The 16092-nt window shown below is 39.2% G+C and carries 17 protein-coding genes, 10 tRNA genes and 1 rRNA gene; 2 read left to right on the top strand and 26 right to left on the bottom strand.

Going from position 1 to position 16092, the window contains the following annotated elements; translation table 11 throughout:
* Positions 1-191: 191 nt before the first annotated feature.
* The 12 genes from M1D60_RS22200 to M1D60_RS22255 form a co-directional block, all read right to left on the bottom strand.
* Positions 192-1730 (bottom strand): 16S ribosomal RNA (locus tag M1D60_RS22200).
* 222 nt (positions 1731-1952) lie between these two features.
* Positions 1953-2026: transfer RNA gene (locus tag M1D60_RS22205), tRNA-Gly, on the bottom strand.
* A gap of 17 nt (positions 2027-2043) precedes the next feature.
* Positions 2044-2120: transfer RNA gene (locus tag M1D60_RS22210), tRNA-Pro, on the bottom strand.
* 4 nt (positions 2121-2124) lie between these two features.
* Positions 2125-2201: transfer RNA gene (locus M1D60_RS22215), tRNA-Arg, on the bottom strand.
* A 67-nt stretch (positions 2202-2268) separates the two neighbouring features.
* Positions 2269-2354: transfer RNA gene (locus tag M1D60_RS22220), tRNA-Leu, on the bottom strand.
* A gap of 33 nt (positions 2355-2387) precedes the next feature.
* A tRNA-Leu gene (locus M1D60_RS22225) sits at positions 2388-2472 on the bottom strand.
* A 1-nt stretch (position 2473) separates the two neighbouring features.
* Positions 2474-2548, bottom strand: a tRNA-Gln gene (locus M1D60_RS22230).
* A gap of 51 nt (positions 2549-2599) precedes the next feature.
* Positions 2600-2675, bottom strand: a tRNA-Asp gene (locus M1D60_RS22235).
* A 66-nt stretch (positions 2676-2741) separates the two neighbouring features.
* Positions 2742-2813 (bottom strand) — tRNA-Glu (locus tag M1D60_RS22240).
* A gap of 15 nt (positions 2814-2828) precedes the next feature.
* A tRNA-Ser gene (locus M1D60_RS22245) sits at positions 2829-2919 on the bottom strand.
* Between the two features lie 2 nt (positions 2920-2921).
* A tRNA-Asn gene (locus tag M1D60_RS22250) sits at positions 2922-2996 on the bottom strand.
* Between the two features lie 194 nt (positions 2997-3190).
* Positions 3191-3652 carry a SprT family protein gene (locus M1D60_RS22255; protein WP_456276974.1) on the bottom strand — a complete coding sequence of 154 codons (462 nt, stop codon included), beginning with the start codon at positions 3650-3652 and terminating at the stop codon, positions 3191-3193.
* Between the two features lie 93 nt (positions 3653-3745).
* Between M1D60_RS22255 and cmpA the strand changes: the two genes are divergently transcribed.
* Positions 3746-3862 (top strand): cortex morphogenetic protein CmpA, encoded by a 117-nt coding sequence (cmpA, locus tag M1D60_RS22260; RefSeq protein WP_456276975.1) that lies wholly within the window; start codon positions 3746-3748, stop codon positions 3860-3862.
* 89 nt (positions 3863-3951) lie between these two features.
* On the opposite strand, the gene M1D60_RS22265 is transcribed toward cmpA, so the two are convergent.
* From M1D60_RS22265 to acpS, 14 genes are all read right to left on the bottom strand, one after another.
* Positions 3952-6135, bottom strand: coding sequence for a Tex family protein (locus M1D60_RS22265; RefSeq protein ID WP_456276976.1), 2184 nt, complete (start codon positions 6133-6135; stop codon positions 3952-3954).
* Positions 6136-6399: 264 nt separating this feature from the next.
* Positions 6400-6996: a PP2C family serine/threonine-protein phosphatase gene (locus M1D60_RS22270; RefSeq protein ID WP_456276977.1), complete on the bottom strand. Its 597-nt coding sequence runs from the start codon at positions 6994-6996 to the stop codon at positions 6400-6402.
* Positions 6993-7784 carry an RNA polymerase sigma factor SigB gene (gene sigB, locus M1D60_RS22275; RefSeq protein WP_456276978.1) on the bottom strand — a complete coding sequence of 264 codons (792 nt, stop codon included), beginning with the start codon at positions 7782-7784 and terminating at the stop codon, positions 6993-6995. The genes M1D60_RS22270 and sigB overlap by 4 nt, the downstream gene beginning before the upstream one ends.
* Complete coding sequence (gene rsbW / locus M1D60_RS22280) at positions 7750-8235, bottom strand: anti-sigma B factor RsbW (RefSeq protein ID WP_456276979.1); 486 nt, start codon at positions 8233-8235, stop codon at positions 7750-7752. Before rsbW ends, sigB begins: the two co-directional genes overlap by 35 nt.
* A 2-nt stretch (positions 8236-8237) precedes the next feature.
* Positions 8238-8555: an STAS domain-containing protein gene (locus M1D60_RS22285; RefSeq protein ID WP_456276980.1), complete on the bottom strand. Its 318-nt coding sequence runs from the start codon at positions 8553-8555 to the stop codon at positions 8238-8240.
* 100 nt (positions 8556-8655) lie between these two features.
* Positions 8656-9669, bottom strand: coding sequence for a SpoIIE family protein phosphatase (locus M1D60_RS22290; RefSeq protein ID WP_456276981.1), 1014 nt, complete (start codon positions 9667-9669; stop codon positions 8656-8658).
* A gap of 32 nt (positions 9670-9701) precedes the next feature.
* Positions 9702-10106 (bottom strand): anti-sigma regulatory factor, encoded by a 405-nt coding sequence (locus M1D60_RS22295; RefSeq protein ID WP_456276982.1) that lies wholly within the window; start codon positions 10104-10106, stop codon positions 9702-9704.
* Between the two features lie 2 nt (positions 10107-10108).
* Positions 10109-10465 (bottom strand): STAS domain-containing protein, encoded by a 357-nt coding sequence (locus M1D60_RS22300; protein ID WP_456279521.1) that lies wholly within the window; start codon positions 10463-10465, stop codon positions 10109-10111.
* Positions 10465-11301 (bottom strand): RsbT co-antagonist protein RsbRA, encoded by an 837-nt coding sequence (locus tag M1D60_RS22305; RefSeq protein WP_456276983.1) that lies wholly within the window; start codon positions 11299-11301, stop codon positions 10465-10467. Before M1D60_RS22305 ends, M1D60_RS22300 begins: the two co-directional genes overlap by 1 nt.
* Before the next feature lie 318 nt (positions 11302-11619).
* Positions 11620-11970, bottom strand: coding sequence for a type II toxin-antitoxin system endoribonuclease NdoA (gene ndoA / locus M1D60_RS22310; RefSeq protein ID WP_246945312.1), 351 nt, complete (start codon positions 11968-11970; stop codon positions 11620-11622).
* Between the two features lie 4 nt (positions 11971-11974).
* Positions 11975-12265: a CopG family ribbon-helix-helix protein gene (locus M1D60_RS22315; RefSeq protein ID WP_205603915.1), complete on the bottom strand. Its 291-nt coding sequence runs from the start codon at positions 12263-12265 to the stop codon at positions 11975-11977.
* A 148-nt stretch (positions 12266-12413) separates the two neighbouring features.
* Entirely contained in the window at positions 12414-13586 is a 1173-nt protein-coding gene (gene alr, locus M1D60_RS22320; RefSeq protein ID WP_456279522.1) for an alanine racemase, read from the bottom strand.
* A gap of 203 nt (positions 13587-13789) precedes the next feature.
* Positions 13790-14806, bottom strand: coding sequence for a LolA family protein (locus M1D60_RS22325; RefSeq protein ID WP_456276984.1), 1017 nt, complete (start codon positions 14804-14806; stop codon positions 13790-13792).
* Positions 14807-14886: 80 nt separating this feature from the next.
* A complete protein-coding gene (acpS, locus tag M1D60_RS22330; RefSeq protein WP_456276985.1) occupies positions 14887-15246 on the bottom strand; it encodes a holo-ACP synthase in 360 nt (119 codons plus the stop codon).
* 109 nt (positions 15247-15355) lie between these two features.
* Between acpS and M1D60_RS22335 the strand changes: the two genes are divergently transcribed.
* On the top strand, positions 15356-16084 hold the full coding sequence (locus M1D60_RS22335; RefSeq protein WP_456276986.1) for a rhomboid family intramembrane serine protease: 729 nt from the start codon (positions 15356-15358) through the stop codon (positions 16082-16084).
* Positions 16085-16092 lie beyond the last annotated feature (8 nt).

Below are 16092 nucleotides of genomic sequence, written 5' to 3' on the forward strand. Positions count from 1 at the left end.
TTACTTCATGCTGCCATGCGCTGAGGAATCAATCATCATTGATTAATCTTGCAGACGCAAGCGCAAGGTTAAATAATGAGTTTTTGCGTTAGCAAAAAGTTTCATTATCTAACTGAGAGACAATTCTCTCAAAACTAAACAAAACGTTCAAGCGCTATTTTATGGAAACGAAAGTTTCCAATTTTCCTTAGAAAGGAGGTGATCCAGCCGCACCTTCCGATACGGCTACCTTGTTACGACTTCACCCCAATCATCTGTCCCACCTTCGGCGGCTGGCCCCCTAAGGTTACCTCACCGACTTCGGGTGTTACAAACTCTCGTGGTGTGACGGGCGGTGTGTACAAGGCCCGGGAACGTATTCACCGCGGCATGCTGATCCGCGATTACTAGCGATTCCGGCTTCATGCAGGCGAGTTGCAGCCTGCAATCCGAACTGAGAATGGTTTTATGGGATTTGCTCAACCTCGCGGTTTTGCTGCCCTTTGTACCATCCATTGTAGCACGTGTGTAGCCCAGGTCATAAGGGGCATGATGATTTGACGTCATCCCCACCTTCCTCCGGTTTGTCACCGGCAGTCACCTTAGAGTGCCCAACTGAATGCTGGCAACTAAGATCAAGGGTTGCGCTCGTTGCGGGACTTAACCCAACATCTCACGACACGAGCTGACGACAACCATGCACCACCTGTCACCTTTGTCCCCGAAGGGAAATTCCTATCTCTAGGAAGGTCAAAGGGATGTCAAGACCTGGTAAGGTTCTTCGCGTTGCTTCGAATTAAACCACATGCTCCACCGCTTGTGCGGGCCCCCGTCAATTCCTTTGAGTTTCAGTCTTGCGACCGTACTCCCCAGGCGGAGTGCTTAATGCGTTAACTTCAGCACTAAAGGGCGGAAACCCTCTAACACTTAGCACTCATCGTTTACGGCGTGGACTACCAGGGTATCTAATCCTGTTTGCTCCCCACGCTTTCGCGCCTCAGCGTCAGTTACAGACCAGAAAGTCGCCTTCGCCACTGGTGTTCCTCCACATCTCTACGCATTTCACCGCTACACGTGGAATTCCACTTTCCTCTTCTGTACTCAAGTCCCCCAGTTTCCAATGACCCTCCACGGTTGAGCCGTGGGCTTTCACATCAGACTTAAAGGACCGCCTGCGCGCGCTTTACGCCCAATAATTCCGGACAACGCTTGCCACCTACGTATTACCGCGGCTGCTGGCACGTAGTTAGCCGTGGCTTTCTGGTTAGGTACCGTCAAGGTACCGCCCTATTCGAACGGTACTTGTTCTTCCCTAACAACAGAGCTTTACGACCCGAAGGCCTTCATCGCTCACGCGGCGTTGCTCCGTCAGACTTTCGTCCATTGCGGAAGATTCCCTACTGCTGCCTCCCGTAGGAGTCTGGGCCGTGTCTCAGTCCCAGTGTGGCCGATCACCCTCTCAGGTCGGCTACGCATCGTCGCCTTGGTGAGCCGTTACCTCACCAACTAGCTAATGCGCCGCGGGCCCATCTGTAAGTGATAGCCGAAGCCATCTTTTATTCAGTCACCAGGAGGTGTCTGAAATTATCCGGTATTAGCTCCGGTTTCCCGAAGTTATCCCAGTCTTACAGGCAGGTTGCCCACGTGTTACTCACCCGTCCGCCGCTAATCTCCGAAGAGATTCGCTCGACTTGCATGTATTAGGCACGCCGCCAGCGTTCGTCCTGAGCCAGGATCAAACTCTCCAATAAAGTGTTTGATTGCTCATTACACCGGCAATCTACTGAGTTACTTCACGTTAGCGAAAATAACTAATAGTAGATTTTAATAATTTATTACTTTGCGTTGGTTATAAAACCAACACGCTTGACGTTTTGTTTAGTTTTCAAAGAACTTGGTCTCATGACCGGAAATTAAATATACCATGAATAGTTAATATTATTCAATGCATAATTTTTTCCAGTTGGTTTTAATGGAGCGGGTGATGAGAATCGAACTCACGACATCAGCTTGGAAGGCTGAGGTTTTACCATTAAACTACACCCGCACAATACTTATATTAGATGGTCGGGAAGACAGGATTTGAACCTGCGACCCCCTGGTCCCAAACCAGGTGCTCTACCAAGCTGAGCCACTTCCCGTCTATGGCGCGCCCGAGAGGAGTCGAACCCCTAACCTTTTGATCCGTAGTCAAACGCTCTATCCAATTGAGCTACGGGCGCCTCTCTTCTATTGAAGAAGGTTATATTAAATTATCACGTTCGTTTCATCTCTGCAAGATACAAAGATTGGTGCGGCCGAGAGGACTTGAACCTCCACGGGGTTACCCCCACTAGGCCCTCAACCTAGCGCGTCTGCCGTTCCGCCACGACCGCATATGCAATTTAGGTTTAAATCTCAAAGAAAAATGGTGCGGATGAAGGGAGTCGAACCCCCACGCCTTACGGCGCCAGATCCTAAGTCTGGTGCGTCTGCCAATTCCGCCACATCCGCGTGGCTGGGCTAGCTGGATTCGAACCAACGCATGACGGAGTCAAAGTCCGTTGCCTTACCGCTTGGCTATAGCCCAATATTTAATTTAAGTGAATAATTATCATTTTTGAAAATAGATATAACTATATGGCGGTCCCGACGGGAATCGAACCCGCGATCTCCTGCGTGACAGGCAGGCATGTTAACCGCTACACCACGGGACCATATTTAAAATGTCTTTTAGGGAATAATGGAGAAAGAAACAATTGTTTCTCCCTCCATTATTAAAGTGACCCATACGGGATTCGAACCCGTGTTACCGCCGTGAAAGGGCGGTGTCTTAACCGCTTGACCAATGGGCCGTTATTAAAATTGTATGGCGGAGAAGGAGGGATTTGAACCCTCGCGCCGCGTTAACGACCTACACCCTTAGCAGGGGCGCCTCTTCAGCCACTTGAGTACTTCCCCGTTGGCTCCACCAGTAGGATTCGAACCTACGACCCTTCGGTTAACAGCCGAATGCTCTACCGCTGAGCTATGGTGGAATAACAACTATAATTAGTAATACATCATTAATTACTAATCTTTATCAATCTCGCTATTTAGTAGCGACTTGTATATAATATAACAGGTTTTTACTAATGTCAACTTGTTTAAGTTTGGTAATTTTCTTACTTAATTACCTCTTCTCAAGCGACCGTTTCTATAATTTATCACAACTAATTTGGACAGTCAATACTCATTTCCCATTAATAAGAACGAGCTTACCTCTACATTTTCCACAAACATACCTTTCCGTATTCACCCTTCGTTTTCTTCTATATGATTGAGAACACTTTGAACACTCATATTCTAAAAATGTAGCATTTCTAATTTGTTGAGTAGATTGTAGGGTAGAACAAAACCGAGGGGCCCCCACTAGCTTTAGTAGCTTTTTAAAATCTTCATCACGATGCTTGTATCCTTTTCCCATTAGATGAAGATGATAATGACAAAGCTCATGTTTGATAATTCCAACAAGCTCACCCATGCCCAACTCTTCAAAATACTTCGGGTTAATTTCGATATCGTGGGAACCTAATAAATAGCGTCCACCCGTTGTTTTCAGCCTTTTATTAAAACTCGCTCGGTGAATAAAGGGTCTTTTAAAATAAGTATCGGAAATTTCTACTACTAACATTTGCAGCTGATCATCTGTCATACATAATTCACTCCTGATATACGCACCTATTCACATCATTTTTCATAATTATGTAATACATCCTTCATTATAATGCCTAAGGAGGTATGAACAATGCCTATTTGGTTAAAAAATCAAATGACTCGAGCTTATTATGAAAAAAACAGATACCAAATTAAGCTATTAAACCAGTGTTGGTTCTTTTATAGAAAAAAGAATTTTACAGATTAGCCTTACTTAAATACTATAGAGAAGAAGCTAACCAACAATTGCTGATTAGCTTCTTTGTTAATCATATTAGATGTCTACTTAAAACTAAATTAATTTTCCTGTTCTTTTGGGGGAAGCATTGTTAGCGCTACTCGACCTTTCTTGGAATCTACATCCTCCACCCAAACGGTTACAACATCTCCGACTGAAACAACATCCAAAGGATTTTTTATGAATCCTTTACTTAATTTAGAGATATGAACCAAACCATCCTGTTTCACACCTATATCAACAAAAGCACCGAAATCCACTACATTTCTTACAGTTCCCTGAAGCTCTAATCCTTTTGTAAGATCCTCTAGCTTCAAGATATCTTTTTTCAATAAAGGCTTCGGTAGCTCATCACGAGGGTCTCTTTCCGGCCGTGCTAACGAATCTAAAATATCTCGAAGCGTAAGTTCTCCAATGCCTAGTTCTTTAGAAACAGAGACAACATCAATTTCCGCTAACTTCATTTTCATATCATCTGATCCTAGATCTGAGATGGATGAATTAAGCTGTTTAAGAAGGTCCTTCACCACTTGATAATTCTCGGGATGAATAGGAGTACGGTCGAGCAAATTATTTCCCTCTGGGATTCTTAAAAACCCAATACACTGTTCATATGTCTTGGCACCAAGTCTCGGAATTTTTTTTAACTCTTTTCGATCGGTAAACTTACCATTTTCTTCTCTCTGTTTGACAATATTATTAGCTACCGTTTTACTAAGTCCCGCTACATATTGTAGCAAAGAGGACGAGGCTGTATTTACATTAACACCAACTTGGTTTACTGCTGTCTCTACCACGAAGGAGAGGGAGTCACTTAGTTTCTTTTGTGCTACATCATGTTGATACTGTCCAACCCCTACAGACTTAGGATCAATTTTAACCAGTTCTGCTAGAGGATCCTGAAGTCGACGTGCTATTGAAACAGCACTTCTTTCCTCTACTTGAAAGTTAGGAAATTCTTCTCTGGCTATATCTGATGCGGAGTAAACACTAGCACCCGCTTCATTAACGATCATATAATATACATCCTTTTGACTCTCACGAATTAGCTCTGCGATAAACTGCTCTGTTTCACGAGAAGCTGTTCCATTACCTATCGCTATCATTTCAATTGGGTAGGAGTCTAAAATCTCAAGCATTTTCTTTTTAGCATCTGCTGCTTTTGATACAGGGGGATGCGGATAAATGACACCAATTTGCAGAACCTTCCCCGTTTCATCAATGGCAGCTAACTTACATCCCGTACGATACGCTGGGTCTACCCCCAGAATGGTCTTTCCCTTAAGTGGTGGCTGAAGTAATAGCTTCTTAAGGTTCTCAGAAAATATATGAATGGCACGTTCCTCAGCATGATCCGTGAGCTCTTTTCGAATTTCTCGTTCAATGGACGGCTGGATTAAACGCTTATACCCATCTTCAATTGCTTGGATGATCCATTCGTTTGAAGGTGAATGTACCTTTCCAATTACACGATCAATGATATGTTTAACAAGAAGATCAGCAGGTGCTTCAATAGAGACTTTTAAAACGTCTTCCTTTTCCCCACGATTAATAGCTAAGATACGATGCGGGGCAGCTTTTTGGACCGGCTCCTCGTATTCATAATACATCTCAAAAACCTTTTTTTCGTCCTTCTCTTCATCTTTTGAAGAGGTTACAATTTTACCTTTTTGATGTGTTGCATTCCTGATCCATTGGCGATAGGAAGCTTCGTCTGAGATCATTTCAGCTATGATATCTTGAGCACCTTGTAACGCCTCTTCTACTGATCCAACTCCGTGTTCCTCTGATATGTATGTAGATGCTTCATTATATACATCTTCTTTATTTTGCTGTAATAACCACAATGCTAAAGGCTCTAATCCTTTTTCCTTTGCAATGGTAGCCTTTGTTCTACGCTTTTGCTTATATGGTCTATATAGGTCTTCAACAGTCTGTAGTTTTTCTGCCTTTTTTATTGATTGGCGCAACTCGTCCGTTAATTTCCCTTGTTCATCTATTAAACGAATTACTTCATCCTTACGCTTTTGTAAGTTTTGAAGATAATGCCATTGCTCCATGATATCTTTAATCTGAACTTCATCTAGTGCACCTGTCATTTCTTTTCGATAACGAGCAATGAAAGGCACCGTATTATCCTGTTCTAAGAGTTCTATTACACTTTCAACTTGCTTGACCTTTAAACTTAGTGCAGTTGAGATATGTTTTATAATAAAAGATTGTTGATCAATGGCTGTTTCCAATTCATTCACTCCTGTAATAAATATAGTCGTGAATCTATTTTAACAAATTAACTGATCGAACTCATCTTTTCATTAGTCTCTTTTCTAAAACTTGTTGTTTTACCGACATTTAACTTTGGTGTACAACCAGTTTTAAAAGGAATTTGAGAAATGAATAGTAAAGAGCAGCTCTTTTCATGTATATCGACAGCTTGAAACTAAGGCAAAAATCCGGCGTTTGGGATTTTTACGCAAAGCAACAACCTATCTGAAAACAGCCTTTCATTATTTTATTTTTCCAACTAGTAAAGTTGCATCATCTGCTCTATCATTTTCCTCTTCCACACAATAAATTAGATCAGAGAGTGTGTGATAGAAACCTAAAAGATCTTTACTATTAATCATTTTTATTCCGTCGCTACTCATCATAAATAAGGAATTAGTTTCATATGAAAAACGTTGGATTTGAATGGGTATAGGCTTTCCTGAAAGGAATCCCATTTTAGGAAGGGGATACGTAGATTTTCCATTCGGAGATAGAAGGATGAATTTAATATTTCCTACACCTGCATAAACCACTTCGTTTAGTTGGTGATGAAATTTAACAATGGTTAAAGCTGCTCCTCGCTTTGATTTTAAAGACTGATTGCATCGATTGATGAGGGAGTGGATATCTTCATGGTGGTATTGTTTAATAATTTCTATAACTATATTTGAAGATTCTTTTGCTTGAACTCCACTCCCAAGTCCATCTGCTAATGCTAAAACTGCATAATCAGGTTCTGTAATGATGACATAACTATCTCCACAGCAGTCTTTACCTTTCTTTGACGCTTGATAAGTGAGGATTTCTAGATGGTTTGTTGATTGCTGTTCATTCATGTTATACACTCCGACTTTGTTGTATCTTCATCTGCAGCATTTCTTAATTTTTGTATTGCCCGTCTTTGTAACCGCGATACATGCATTTGAGAGATGCCAATTATTTCTCCAGCTTCTTTTTGACTTAAGTTTTCAAGGAAAGTATATTTTATAACTAACCGTTCTTTTTCAGTTAATACATTTAAAGAAGCTTCAAAATCCATCTTTTGATTAATTAATTCATAACCAGTATCTTGATCACCTACTAAATCTAATAAAGTAACCGTACTACCATCTGAGTCAGCTTCAATCTTATGATCAACAGATAAGGATTGGTAGCTTTTACCAACTTCCATTGTCTCTAATACTTCTTCCTCTGACACATCTAAATAATCGGCAATCTCCTCAATTTTTGGGGAACGCTGAAGGTCATTTGTTAATTTTTCAACTGTTCCTTTAATTTTCGGACCAAGTTCCTTTATTCTTCTCGGAACATGGATACTCCAAGTTTTATCACGTAAAAAGCGCTTGATCTCTCCGATTATCGTTGGGATTGCAAATGCTTCAAACCCTTTTCCTACGCTAGGGTCATATCTTCGGATTGCTCCTAATAAACCGAGCATACCAACCTGTACCAAATCCTCATGCATGTTCCTACCACGCGAATACTTACGTGCCATCGATTCAACAAGTGCTCTGTATCTTTCAACAATATAGAGTTGTATTTCTTCATCATTCGTTTGTTGGAATTTCTGTATTAGTTCAGTTATATCACTAGTCTGCTTGGTTGGTTGCGATTGACTCTTCATCGGTTCCCACCCGCTCTCTTTGAAGAAACTTTTTCATAAATACACTAACGCCAGCATCATTATTAATTTTAACGTCGTCCATTAATGTATCGATTAAATATAATCCTAAGCCACCCTCGTTCATTTCGTACACATTCGTCGAACTACTATAAGGACCTAAATCCTCTTTCATATGATTGATATCAAAGCTTTTCCCGCTATCTGATACCATGATTTGTAGATGGTCATTGAATAACCCAAACCCAATTACGATTTCGCCGCCTTCATCATCGTTATAAGCATGATGTACCGCATTTGTAATCGCTTCTGAGGTCGCAATTTTCAAATCCTCAATATCTTCATATGAATAGCCCATTCGACTCGCTATACCAGATAGGGTTAAGCGTACAACTCCTACGTATTCTGGTTTTGAAGGGATTTTCATTTCTATATAATCAAAAGGCTGATTCATTTTTACTCACCTCCAGAGATGTCAATAATTTCGTTTAAGCCAGTAATCGTAAACAAGCGTTTGACTCTGTCATTTAGTCCAACTAACTGTAATGTTCCTCCGAACTTCCGTGTAGATTTCAAAGCACCAATAAACACACCTAGACCCGTACTATCAATATAAGAAACGCCTGAGAGGTCTATTACGAGATTTACATCCTTCCCCTCAGCCAACGGAACTATTTCATCCTTCAATTTAGGAGCCGTATAAGCATCCACTTCTCCCTTAACAAAAACATGATGCGTTAAACCTTCTTGGTTAATTTCGACCTGTAGATTCACTTGATCCACTCCCTATACTTGAATCTATTTCATCTAACATTCAACTTTACGTACAAGCCTTTTGCTAGGCTACAAAAGATATTTACCCGCTTTTTATTAATCATAAACCTATTCTTTTTAATATTATTAAAGTAAAGTCGTCTTTTAACTGGAAGTCCTGAAGTTTCTCTAAGTCTTTATATATATTTTCTACAATTTCTTGGGCAGATAGGTGGTTATATTGACGAATAAGCCTTGTGATCTCATCCCTTTCAATAAATCCTTCTTTTGATCTCGACTCTGTTACTCCGTCAGATAGTAAGATAATCATGTCCCCTATGTCGATTTGATAACTATACTCTTTATATTTCATAGATTTATCAACACCTAAAACAAGACCAGAAGGATTAATATCCAAGAATGTTTCATCCTTGGAAGAATAGTAGAAGCCAGGTTCATGACCTGCAGAGGAATACGTAAATTGATTAGTTAATGGGTCAAAAATTCCATAGACCATTGTAATAAACATTGTTATATCTACATTCTGCTCAACTACTCTGTTTAAATTCTCCAGTACAAAGCTAGGATGGTTCCTTGATTCAGGTAAACTATCCATCGCATATTTAATCATGGACATACAAAGGGCTGCTGGGATTCCTTTCCCAATCACATCCGCGACTGCCATACTTATACTTCCTGATTCATCTTCTACAAAGTGGAAATAGTCTCCATTCATTTGCCTAGCTGGTACACTAATAGCCCCAATATCTAAACCTTTTACACGGGGCACCTTAGTACCTAACAAGGTTTGCTGAACATTCGCGGCTATTTCTATTTCACTTTTGATTTCCTCTTGCTGATCCCTTAGTAATTGATGCTCTTGATAAACAAGGCCATACCCAATCATAACCTCTAAAAGTAAATCAAAAGAATCAACAACCTTTTTTGGAATATCGGGATATAAATCCTGTAACACTGATTTATGAATGGCCACGATTTCCTCTGGAGTTATATTATTTTCAATAGATTGCCTACTAAGCCTTTGACCCTTGTATAATAGTTGCTCGTTTGAATCACGGAGATATTTTGTTAGTAGTTCTTCATACTTGCCTAACATTACCTGCTGATTTTCCAACCCCATCTCCCCTTTTGGTCAATTAATACCCATTAACCCCTAAGCCATTTTACCGTAATAATTTCTGTTCCTTTTCCCACAACCGAATCAATTGTGAACTCATCCATTAATCGTTTGACCCCTGGCAAGCCAGCTCCCAGACCTCCTGAAGAAGAGAATCCATCTTCCATGGCACGCCTTATATCCGAAATTCCAGGTCCTTCATCAATAGATGAGATTTTAATTCCTTTACGATCAGCTGTTAAGACTTCCTCAAAACAAATACACCCTTTTTGAGCATATAAATATATATTACGAGCCAGCTCAGAAATTGCTGTTGTAATTCTAGCCTGGTCCACTGTTCCAAACCCTAATTCCTTTGCAATATCTCTTCCCATCTGTCGAGCCGCAACGATGTCCCATTCCGAAATGATCTTTACGCAGGATTGGATTTCCATCCTTATTCCCCCAATTCTTGCTGAAGCTTCTCTAGTCCTTTTTCTAAGTCTATTGCAGTTGGAACATTATTTAAATGAATCCCCAAATCTACAAGGGTAATCGCAACAGCAGGCTGGATTCCTGTTAGAACAACTTTTGCACCCATTAGACTCGACATGCTAACAACGTCTCCAATGACTTTTGCAATGAAAGAATCTATGATATCTACAGAGGTTAAATCAATGACAATACCTTTCGCCCCTGTTTCATGTATCTTTTTTAATAGATCCTCTTGAAATTGAATAGCTGTTTGGTCGTCAAGCTCCCATTGTATTGTGACTAATAAATATTGGCGCAGTTTTAGAATTGGAATTCTCATCATTTCCCATCTCCTACCTTAGCGGTGACTATTGTTCGATCTGTCATGTTCAATGCTGACTCAAGTCCATTCTTTAAGGAGTTTTTAGTAATGATATGACTTAAATCTATGCCAAGATTTATAATCGTTTGAGCAATTTCTGGACGAATCCCTACAATTAAACATTTCGTCCCGACTAATCGAACCGCCTCGGCTGCTTGAATAATATGATGAGCCACCATTGTATCCACAACAGGAACACCCGTAATGTCGATTAGCACTACCTCTGAGCGATGTTTTACGACACCTTGCAACAGATTTTCCATAATTTTTCTCGCGCGGTCTGTATCGATTGTTCCTATTAACGGCATGATGGTGATATTTTCAAATACCGGAATAAGAGGTGCTGATAGCTCTTGTAAAGCCATCTTTTGCATCGTTACGGTATGTTCCCACGAACCTGAATAGTGGTTGACCATATGGTTAATGATCGGGTCAATCCAGTTATTTACCTCACTCATAATTCTTAACTGTCCCGCGGCATCCATTTCTCGTTCATGTAACCACACTTGTATTACTTTTCTAAACTGCTGAAGCCCTTCAGTTATGTAGCTTAAAGGCCAACCTAGTTTAATAATTCTTTCTGAGAAATCATTTAAGCTAACAGAGAGTTGTTCTTTTGTATGCTCAATATTTGTAATAATGAGATCAATGAATTCTCTACTAGTGTTAATAAATAATTGATCAGAAACAACTCGCAAACTTTTCTCATTTCCTAAGGTTTTTATTTCTTCTAGCCATTTTACAACGATTTCCTCCTGGTTTTCTCGAATGAGTGCCAGTAAAAACGTGTCCATCCATTACTCCCCCTAAGACATTTCCTATATTAAGTTGCTTTTCGAACCTTATTATATATATGTATCAAAGGTCCAAATATATAAATCTATTATTCCATTGATGCCACATAGTTTCAAATTTTTTATCCAAATTGGAATTTATTTTCTCAATTAATTAATGTTTAACATTTTCTTGGAGAAAGAATATAAAGTTAGTGGAGAAACTTTACTGAGAGGTGTTTTCATTGCTTTATACCTATCACAAGAACAAATACTCTAAAAATAAATAAAGCTGTTTAGAATAATTTTCTAAACAGCTTTATTATAAGAAGAGCCATATTAAAAATCGATGAGTCCGAGACTGATTTGTAAGCCTTCGTCCACTTTTTCCATCATTTCATCGTCTAAATGTGTGATTTTATCTGTCAATCGTTGCTTATCAATTGTTCTGATTTGTTCTAGTAAAATGACAGAATCACGCTCAAATCCATATCGTTTCGCATCTATCTCAACATGAGTAGGTAGCTTAGCTTTTTGAATTTGGGCAGTTATTGCAGCAACAATAACTGTGGGACTAAACCGATTCCCAATATCGTTTTGAAGAACAAGGACTGGACGAACGCCCCCTTGTTCAGAACCAACAACTGGGGAAAGGTCAGCAAAATAAACGTCACCACGTTTAACAATCAAAGGATTACCCCCCGCTTACTAGGCGTTCAACGGTGTGATCTGCTTCTTCTTCAGCTAGGAATGCTTCTGACGCAATATTCAAGTTAATTTTCGCCATTTCCATATAGCCTCTTCTCATAGACTCACGAATATGACGCTTTTTTCTTTCTCTTAAATACATCTTCGTTGCTTGATAAATGATGTCACTATGACTACCGTTTTCCTGTTTAATGATCCCATCTAATTCACTGATTAATTGTTGTGGTAAACGCACAATTATTTCAGTAGTTGTTGCACTAGAATCGGACACAAACATACACCTCCACCATCAACTACACACACATATTTTAATCCATTCTTAATCATATCACCTAATAGGCATTTTTGCAAAGTTCTTCTGTAAATCCTACCATATTATCTATTTACAGATATGAAATTATGCATCGTATTTAATATTTCTTCACCTATTCCGTTACCACATTTTGTAGGATGGGGTTTTTTACGCCGATTATCTCTTCATGATCCATCAATATTCTAGGTACACGATAGCTAATCATACAAGGTATTTCATAGTTAATGGTGTTGATCTCTTTTGCTATTTCATCAATTGAAATAAAGTCATTATCTTGAGTACCAATCAATGTTACCTTTGTGCCTACATCGACTTCCTTTTGTAAACGGATCATAAATTGATCCATACAAATCCTGCCTATGATTGGGGTCCGTCTTCCCTCAACTAGTACAACTCGATTTTTAAGGCATCTTAACCAGCCATCTGCATACCCAACTGGAACTGTTCCAATCCATTCATCTTGATTTGCCGTATAGGTGGAACCGTAGCTTACACTTTCACCCGCTTTAATTTTCTTTATATGACTGATTCGACTGTGCAAGGAAAATGCTTCTTTCAACTGAAAAGGCAATAAGCCCTTCATTTCCATTGAAGGAGATAATCCATACATGGAAATACCCATTCTTACTGCATTAAACATAATTGAAGGAAATCTTAAGCCAGCGGCACTATTGCCACAATGAATAATCGGAATTTGAATGGATAATGATTGTAGATAATCGACCGCTTCATGAAATCGTGTATGCTGAGCATCAAAATAGGTGGTTTCTACTTCATCAGCAGAAGCAAAATGAGTATATAACCCTTCTAGTGAAAGCGATTCGCTCTTCTGAATTGTCTCGACTAATTCTTGAAGTTCATCTAATGTTTTTGCACCTAATCGATTCATTCCAGTGTCATATTTAAGGTGTACCTTTAATGGTATTTGACCTAGAAAACCTTTAGCTTTCTCTAGCCATTCTTGTTGGAATACGGTGACAGAAATTTGCTTATTTGCTGCAAGTTCAGCATCTTCTGGACGGATTACACCTAAAACGAGGATAGGTTCACAGATCCCTCCCTTTCTTAATGCTAATGCTTCATCTAAAAAAGCAACAGCTAACATACTAGCCCCTGCCTTTATAGCCATCTTAGCAACTTCAAGATCACCATGACCATATGCGTTTGCTTTCACTACAGCTATAATACGAGTTGAGGGGTTAAGATATTCGCGCATATTTCGAACATTTTCATAAATATTACTTAATGAGACCTCAACCCACGTATCTCTATAATAAGGGGACATACTCAACCAAAACACTTCCTTACAGTTTACATATCTGTTTATTTATATTAAATTATTTAACACCTATACCTTAAAATGTCAAACAAGAAAATATCACCATGCAGATTGAGCTGAATTAAAATGTTCAAAACCAACAATTATTAAGATATAGCCTTAAAAATAAACTAGACCCAACAATTATGCTGGGTCTAAGCTTGAATGACTTATTTAATGGACTGACCTTGAACAGAGCCAGCTACCATCATTAATTCTTCTTGTGTAAGATCATTTGAAGCAATCATAAATTCTACTCCATTATGTGACCAAGTTAAAGAATTTTCAGTTAAGGCACCAACTGTAAAGCCAAGATCAACAGGCTCACCACTTACCATTGAAGTAGTTGTTACCGTTGCTACACTAGCGCGCTCTTGGATTAATGTAAATGATTTACCTTCTCCGCCATACGTTAGGATCAGTCGCTTTCCTTCTTCTGTTTCAATTTCCTTTTCCCCGATTAGCTTTACACCTTCAGGTAAGTCAAAAGGATATAAAACTTCAAACGGAGTGTTCTGCTCTTGACCAGCCATTGTCGGAACATCAATCTGAGCAGCTGTCATATTGCGGTTCATGTCAAATGCACCTTCATCGAAGCTTGCATTTAACTCAACACTAGAAAATTCAACTTGTAGTAAAGGGTTGCGGTCTGGATCCATAACTTTAACCATTACCGGAGTTAAATCTTTCTTGTTTAGAGTAATTTCTTGAACAGGAATCGCCTTGCTATTCTTGTAGTTGGTTTTTGTTTCAAATACGTAGTGATCACCCGTTGCGGTAAAGACCGCTTCCTTATCACCTAGAATGTCTTTTACTAAAGATTCATATAGGTAAGCTTGACTGCTGTTTAACGGCCAATCACTTTGGAAACGGAAACTCTTATTTAAAGCAGGAGTTAATACGAATACCCCTTCATCATTTCGAAGAATCATTTGACTTTGATCCTTTTGAACATTCTTTAAGTCCACCTTATAATAATGTGGCTTTGAATGCCAAATATCCACTTCGTATACCTGTTCCTCTGTTCCCGTTTGTAACGTCATCTTGGCTGTTGCTTTGTAACCTGAAATTTCCTCCATCTTAGTACCCAAAGCCTTCACTACATCCGCTTGACTCTTTTCTCCACACCCTGCTAAAGCAAGGAGAACTAGCATTGCTAGTAAAACGAAACCTAACTTCTTTCGCATAATAATTTCAGCCCCTTTGTCTCATACTAAAAAATTGATTCCCAATAGAATATATGAGACAAAGTATCACAATATGCAGACTAGCTTGACGAGCTTTCAATAATTACTTGGGCAACTGCATATTCCTTACTATGAGAAATGGATAAATGCACGCCACCCACAAAGGGTTTTGATATATATGGCTTACCTAATTGATCCTGTGAAATTTCTATATCAGTAAATTGCAAGCCCTTGCCAATACCTGTTCCCATTGCCTTTGAGAAAGCCTCTTTTGCTGCAAATCGACCCGCTAGAAACTCGTTTTTCCGCCTACCATTTAACAACGTAAAGGCTGCTTTTTCATTCTCTGTTAAAATTCGATTAGCAAATTTTTGATTCTTTTCTGAAAGCAATTCAATTCTATTGATTTCAATAATATCTATTCCGATACCCTTAATCATCTCGTCCTCTTTTCTATCCTATTATTTGAAAAGCTATCATGTAGGAGTGGTTTGTACTCATATGATAAAATATAAATAAGTCACTTATCAGAAAAGGAGTCGTTTTTTCATGTTTATACGTACGGAAAACTTTCAAACGTTCCTTCGTTTTTATCCTATTGTATCATTTTTAGTTGGATTTCATTTTCTTCTATGGATCTGGATCAGCTTCAACTTTCCTGGTGGACGCTACCTTCTTGAAACAATGGTAGGCTATAACATGTTCATTGAGCAAGGTGAATGGTGGAGACTCTTTACACCAATCGTTCTCCATGCAAGCTTCGGTCATGTATTATTCAATAACTTCTCATTGGTTCTTTTCGGACCAGCACTAGAAAGACTGTTAGGAAAGAGTAAATTTTTAATAGCCTACATTGGCGCGGCATTTATCGCCAATGTAGCTACCTATTTCTTGGAACCCTCCTATTTTAGTCACGTCGGTGCTTCTGGTGCAATTTATGGTCTATTCGGCATTTACTTGTATATGGTTTTCTTCCGAAATGACTTAATCGATCAAGCAAATTCACAAATTGTTCTAACTATCTTAGTAATCGGATTAATTATGACCTTTGTAGGAGGTAATATCAACGTTCTTGGCCATATTTTCGGTTTCATCGGGGGAGCCATCTTAGCTCCACTTGTATTACCAAAACGAAGAAGCTACCATTCTTACGCTTCCACAAAACCTTCTTTTTCTTTTAAACGGATCGCCGGAATGATGCCAAGAAGATTGGACAAAAGGACGGTCATTTGGATTGTATTAGCAATTCTTATCATTTTAGGAATGATTAATCGATAGTTAGTCAT

It is taken from the genome of Bacillus sp. AK128 (assembly GCF_053903075.1).

What these genes read in the sequence shown, in the direction of transcription:
- M1D60_RS22255 (WP_456276974.1), bottom strand. Translation starts at nt 3,652, where the DNA reads ATGACAGATGATCAGCTGCAAATGTTAGTAGTAGAAATTTCCGATACT.
- cmpA (WP_456276975.1), top strand. Translation starts at nt 3,746, where the DNA reads ATGCCTATTTGGTTAAAAAATCAAATGACTCGAGCTTATTATGAAAAA.
- M1D60_RS22270 (WP_456276977.1), bottom strand. Translation starts at nt 6,996, where the DNA reads ATGAATGAACAGCAATCAACAAACCATCTAGAAATCCTCACTTATCAA.
- sigB (WP_456276978.1), bottom strand. Translation starts at nt 7,784, where the DNA reads ATGAAGAGTCAATCGCAACCAACCAAGCAGACTAGTGATATAACTGAA.
- rsbW (WP_456276979.1), bottom strand. Translation starts at nt 8,235, where the DNA reads ATGAATCAGCCTTTTGATTATATAGAAATGAAAATCCCTTCAAAACCA.
- M1D60_RS22295 (WP_456276982.1), bottom strand. Translation starts at nt 10,106, where the DNA reads ATGGAAATCCAATCCTGCGTAAAGATCATTTCGGAATGGGACATCGTT.
- M1D60_RS22300 (WP_456279521.1), bottom strand. Translation starts at nt 10,465, where the DNA reads ATGAGAATTCCAATTCTAAAACTGCGCCAATATTTATTAGTCACAATA.
- M1D60_RS22305 (WP_456276983.1), bottom strand. Translation starts at nt 11,301, where the DNA reads ATGGACACGTTTTTACTGGCACTCATTCGAGAAAACCAGGAGGAAATC.
- M1D60_RS22315 (WP_205603915.1), bottom strand. Translation starts at nt 12,265, where the DNA reads ATGTTTGTGTCCGATTCTAGTGCAACAACTACTGAAATAATTGTGCGT.
- alr (WP_456279522.1), bottom strand. Translation starts at nt 13,586, where the DNA reads ATGTCCCCTTATTATAGAGATACGTGGGTTGAGGTCTCATTAAGTAAT.
- M1D60_RS22325 (WP_456276984.1), bottom strand. Translation starts at nt 14,806, where the DNA reads ATGCGAAAGAAGTTAGGTTTCGTTTTACTAGCAATGCTAGTTCTCCTT.
- acpS (WP_456276985.1), bottom strand. Translation starts at nt 15,246, where the DNA reads ATGATTAAGGGTATCGGAATAGATATTATTGAAATCAATAGAATTGAA.
- M1D60_RS22335 (WP_456276986.1), top strand. Translation starts at nt 15,356, where the DNA reads ATGTTTATACGTACGGAAAACTTTCAAACGTTCCTTCGTTTTTATCCT.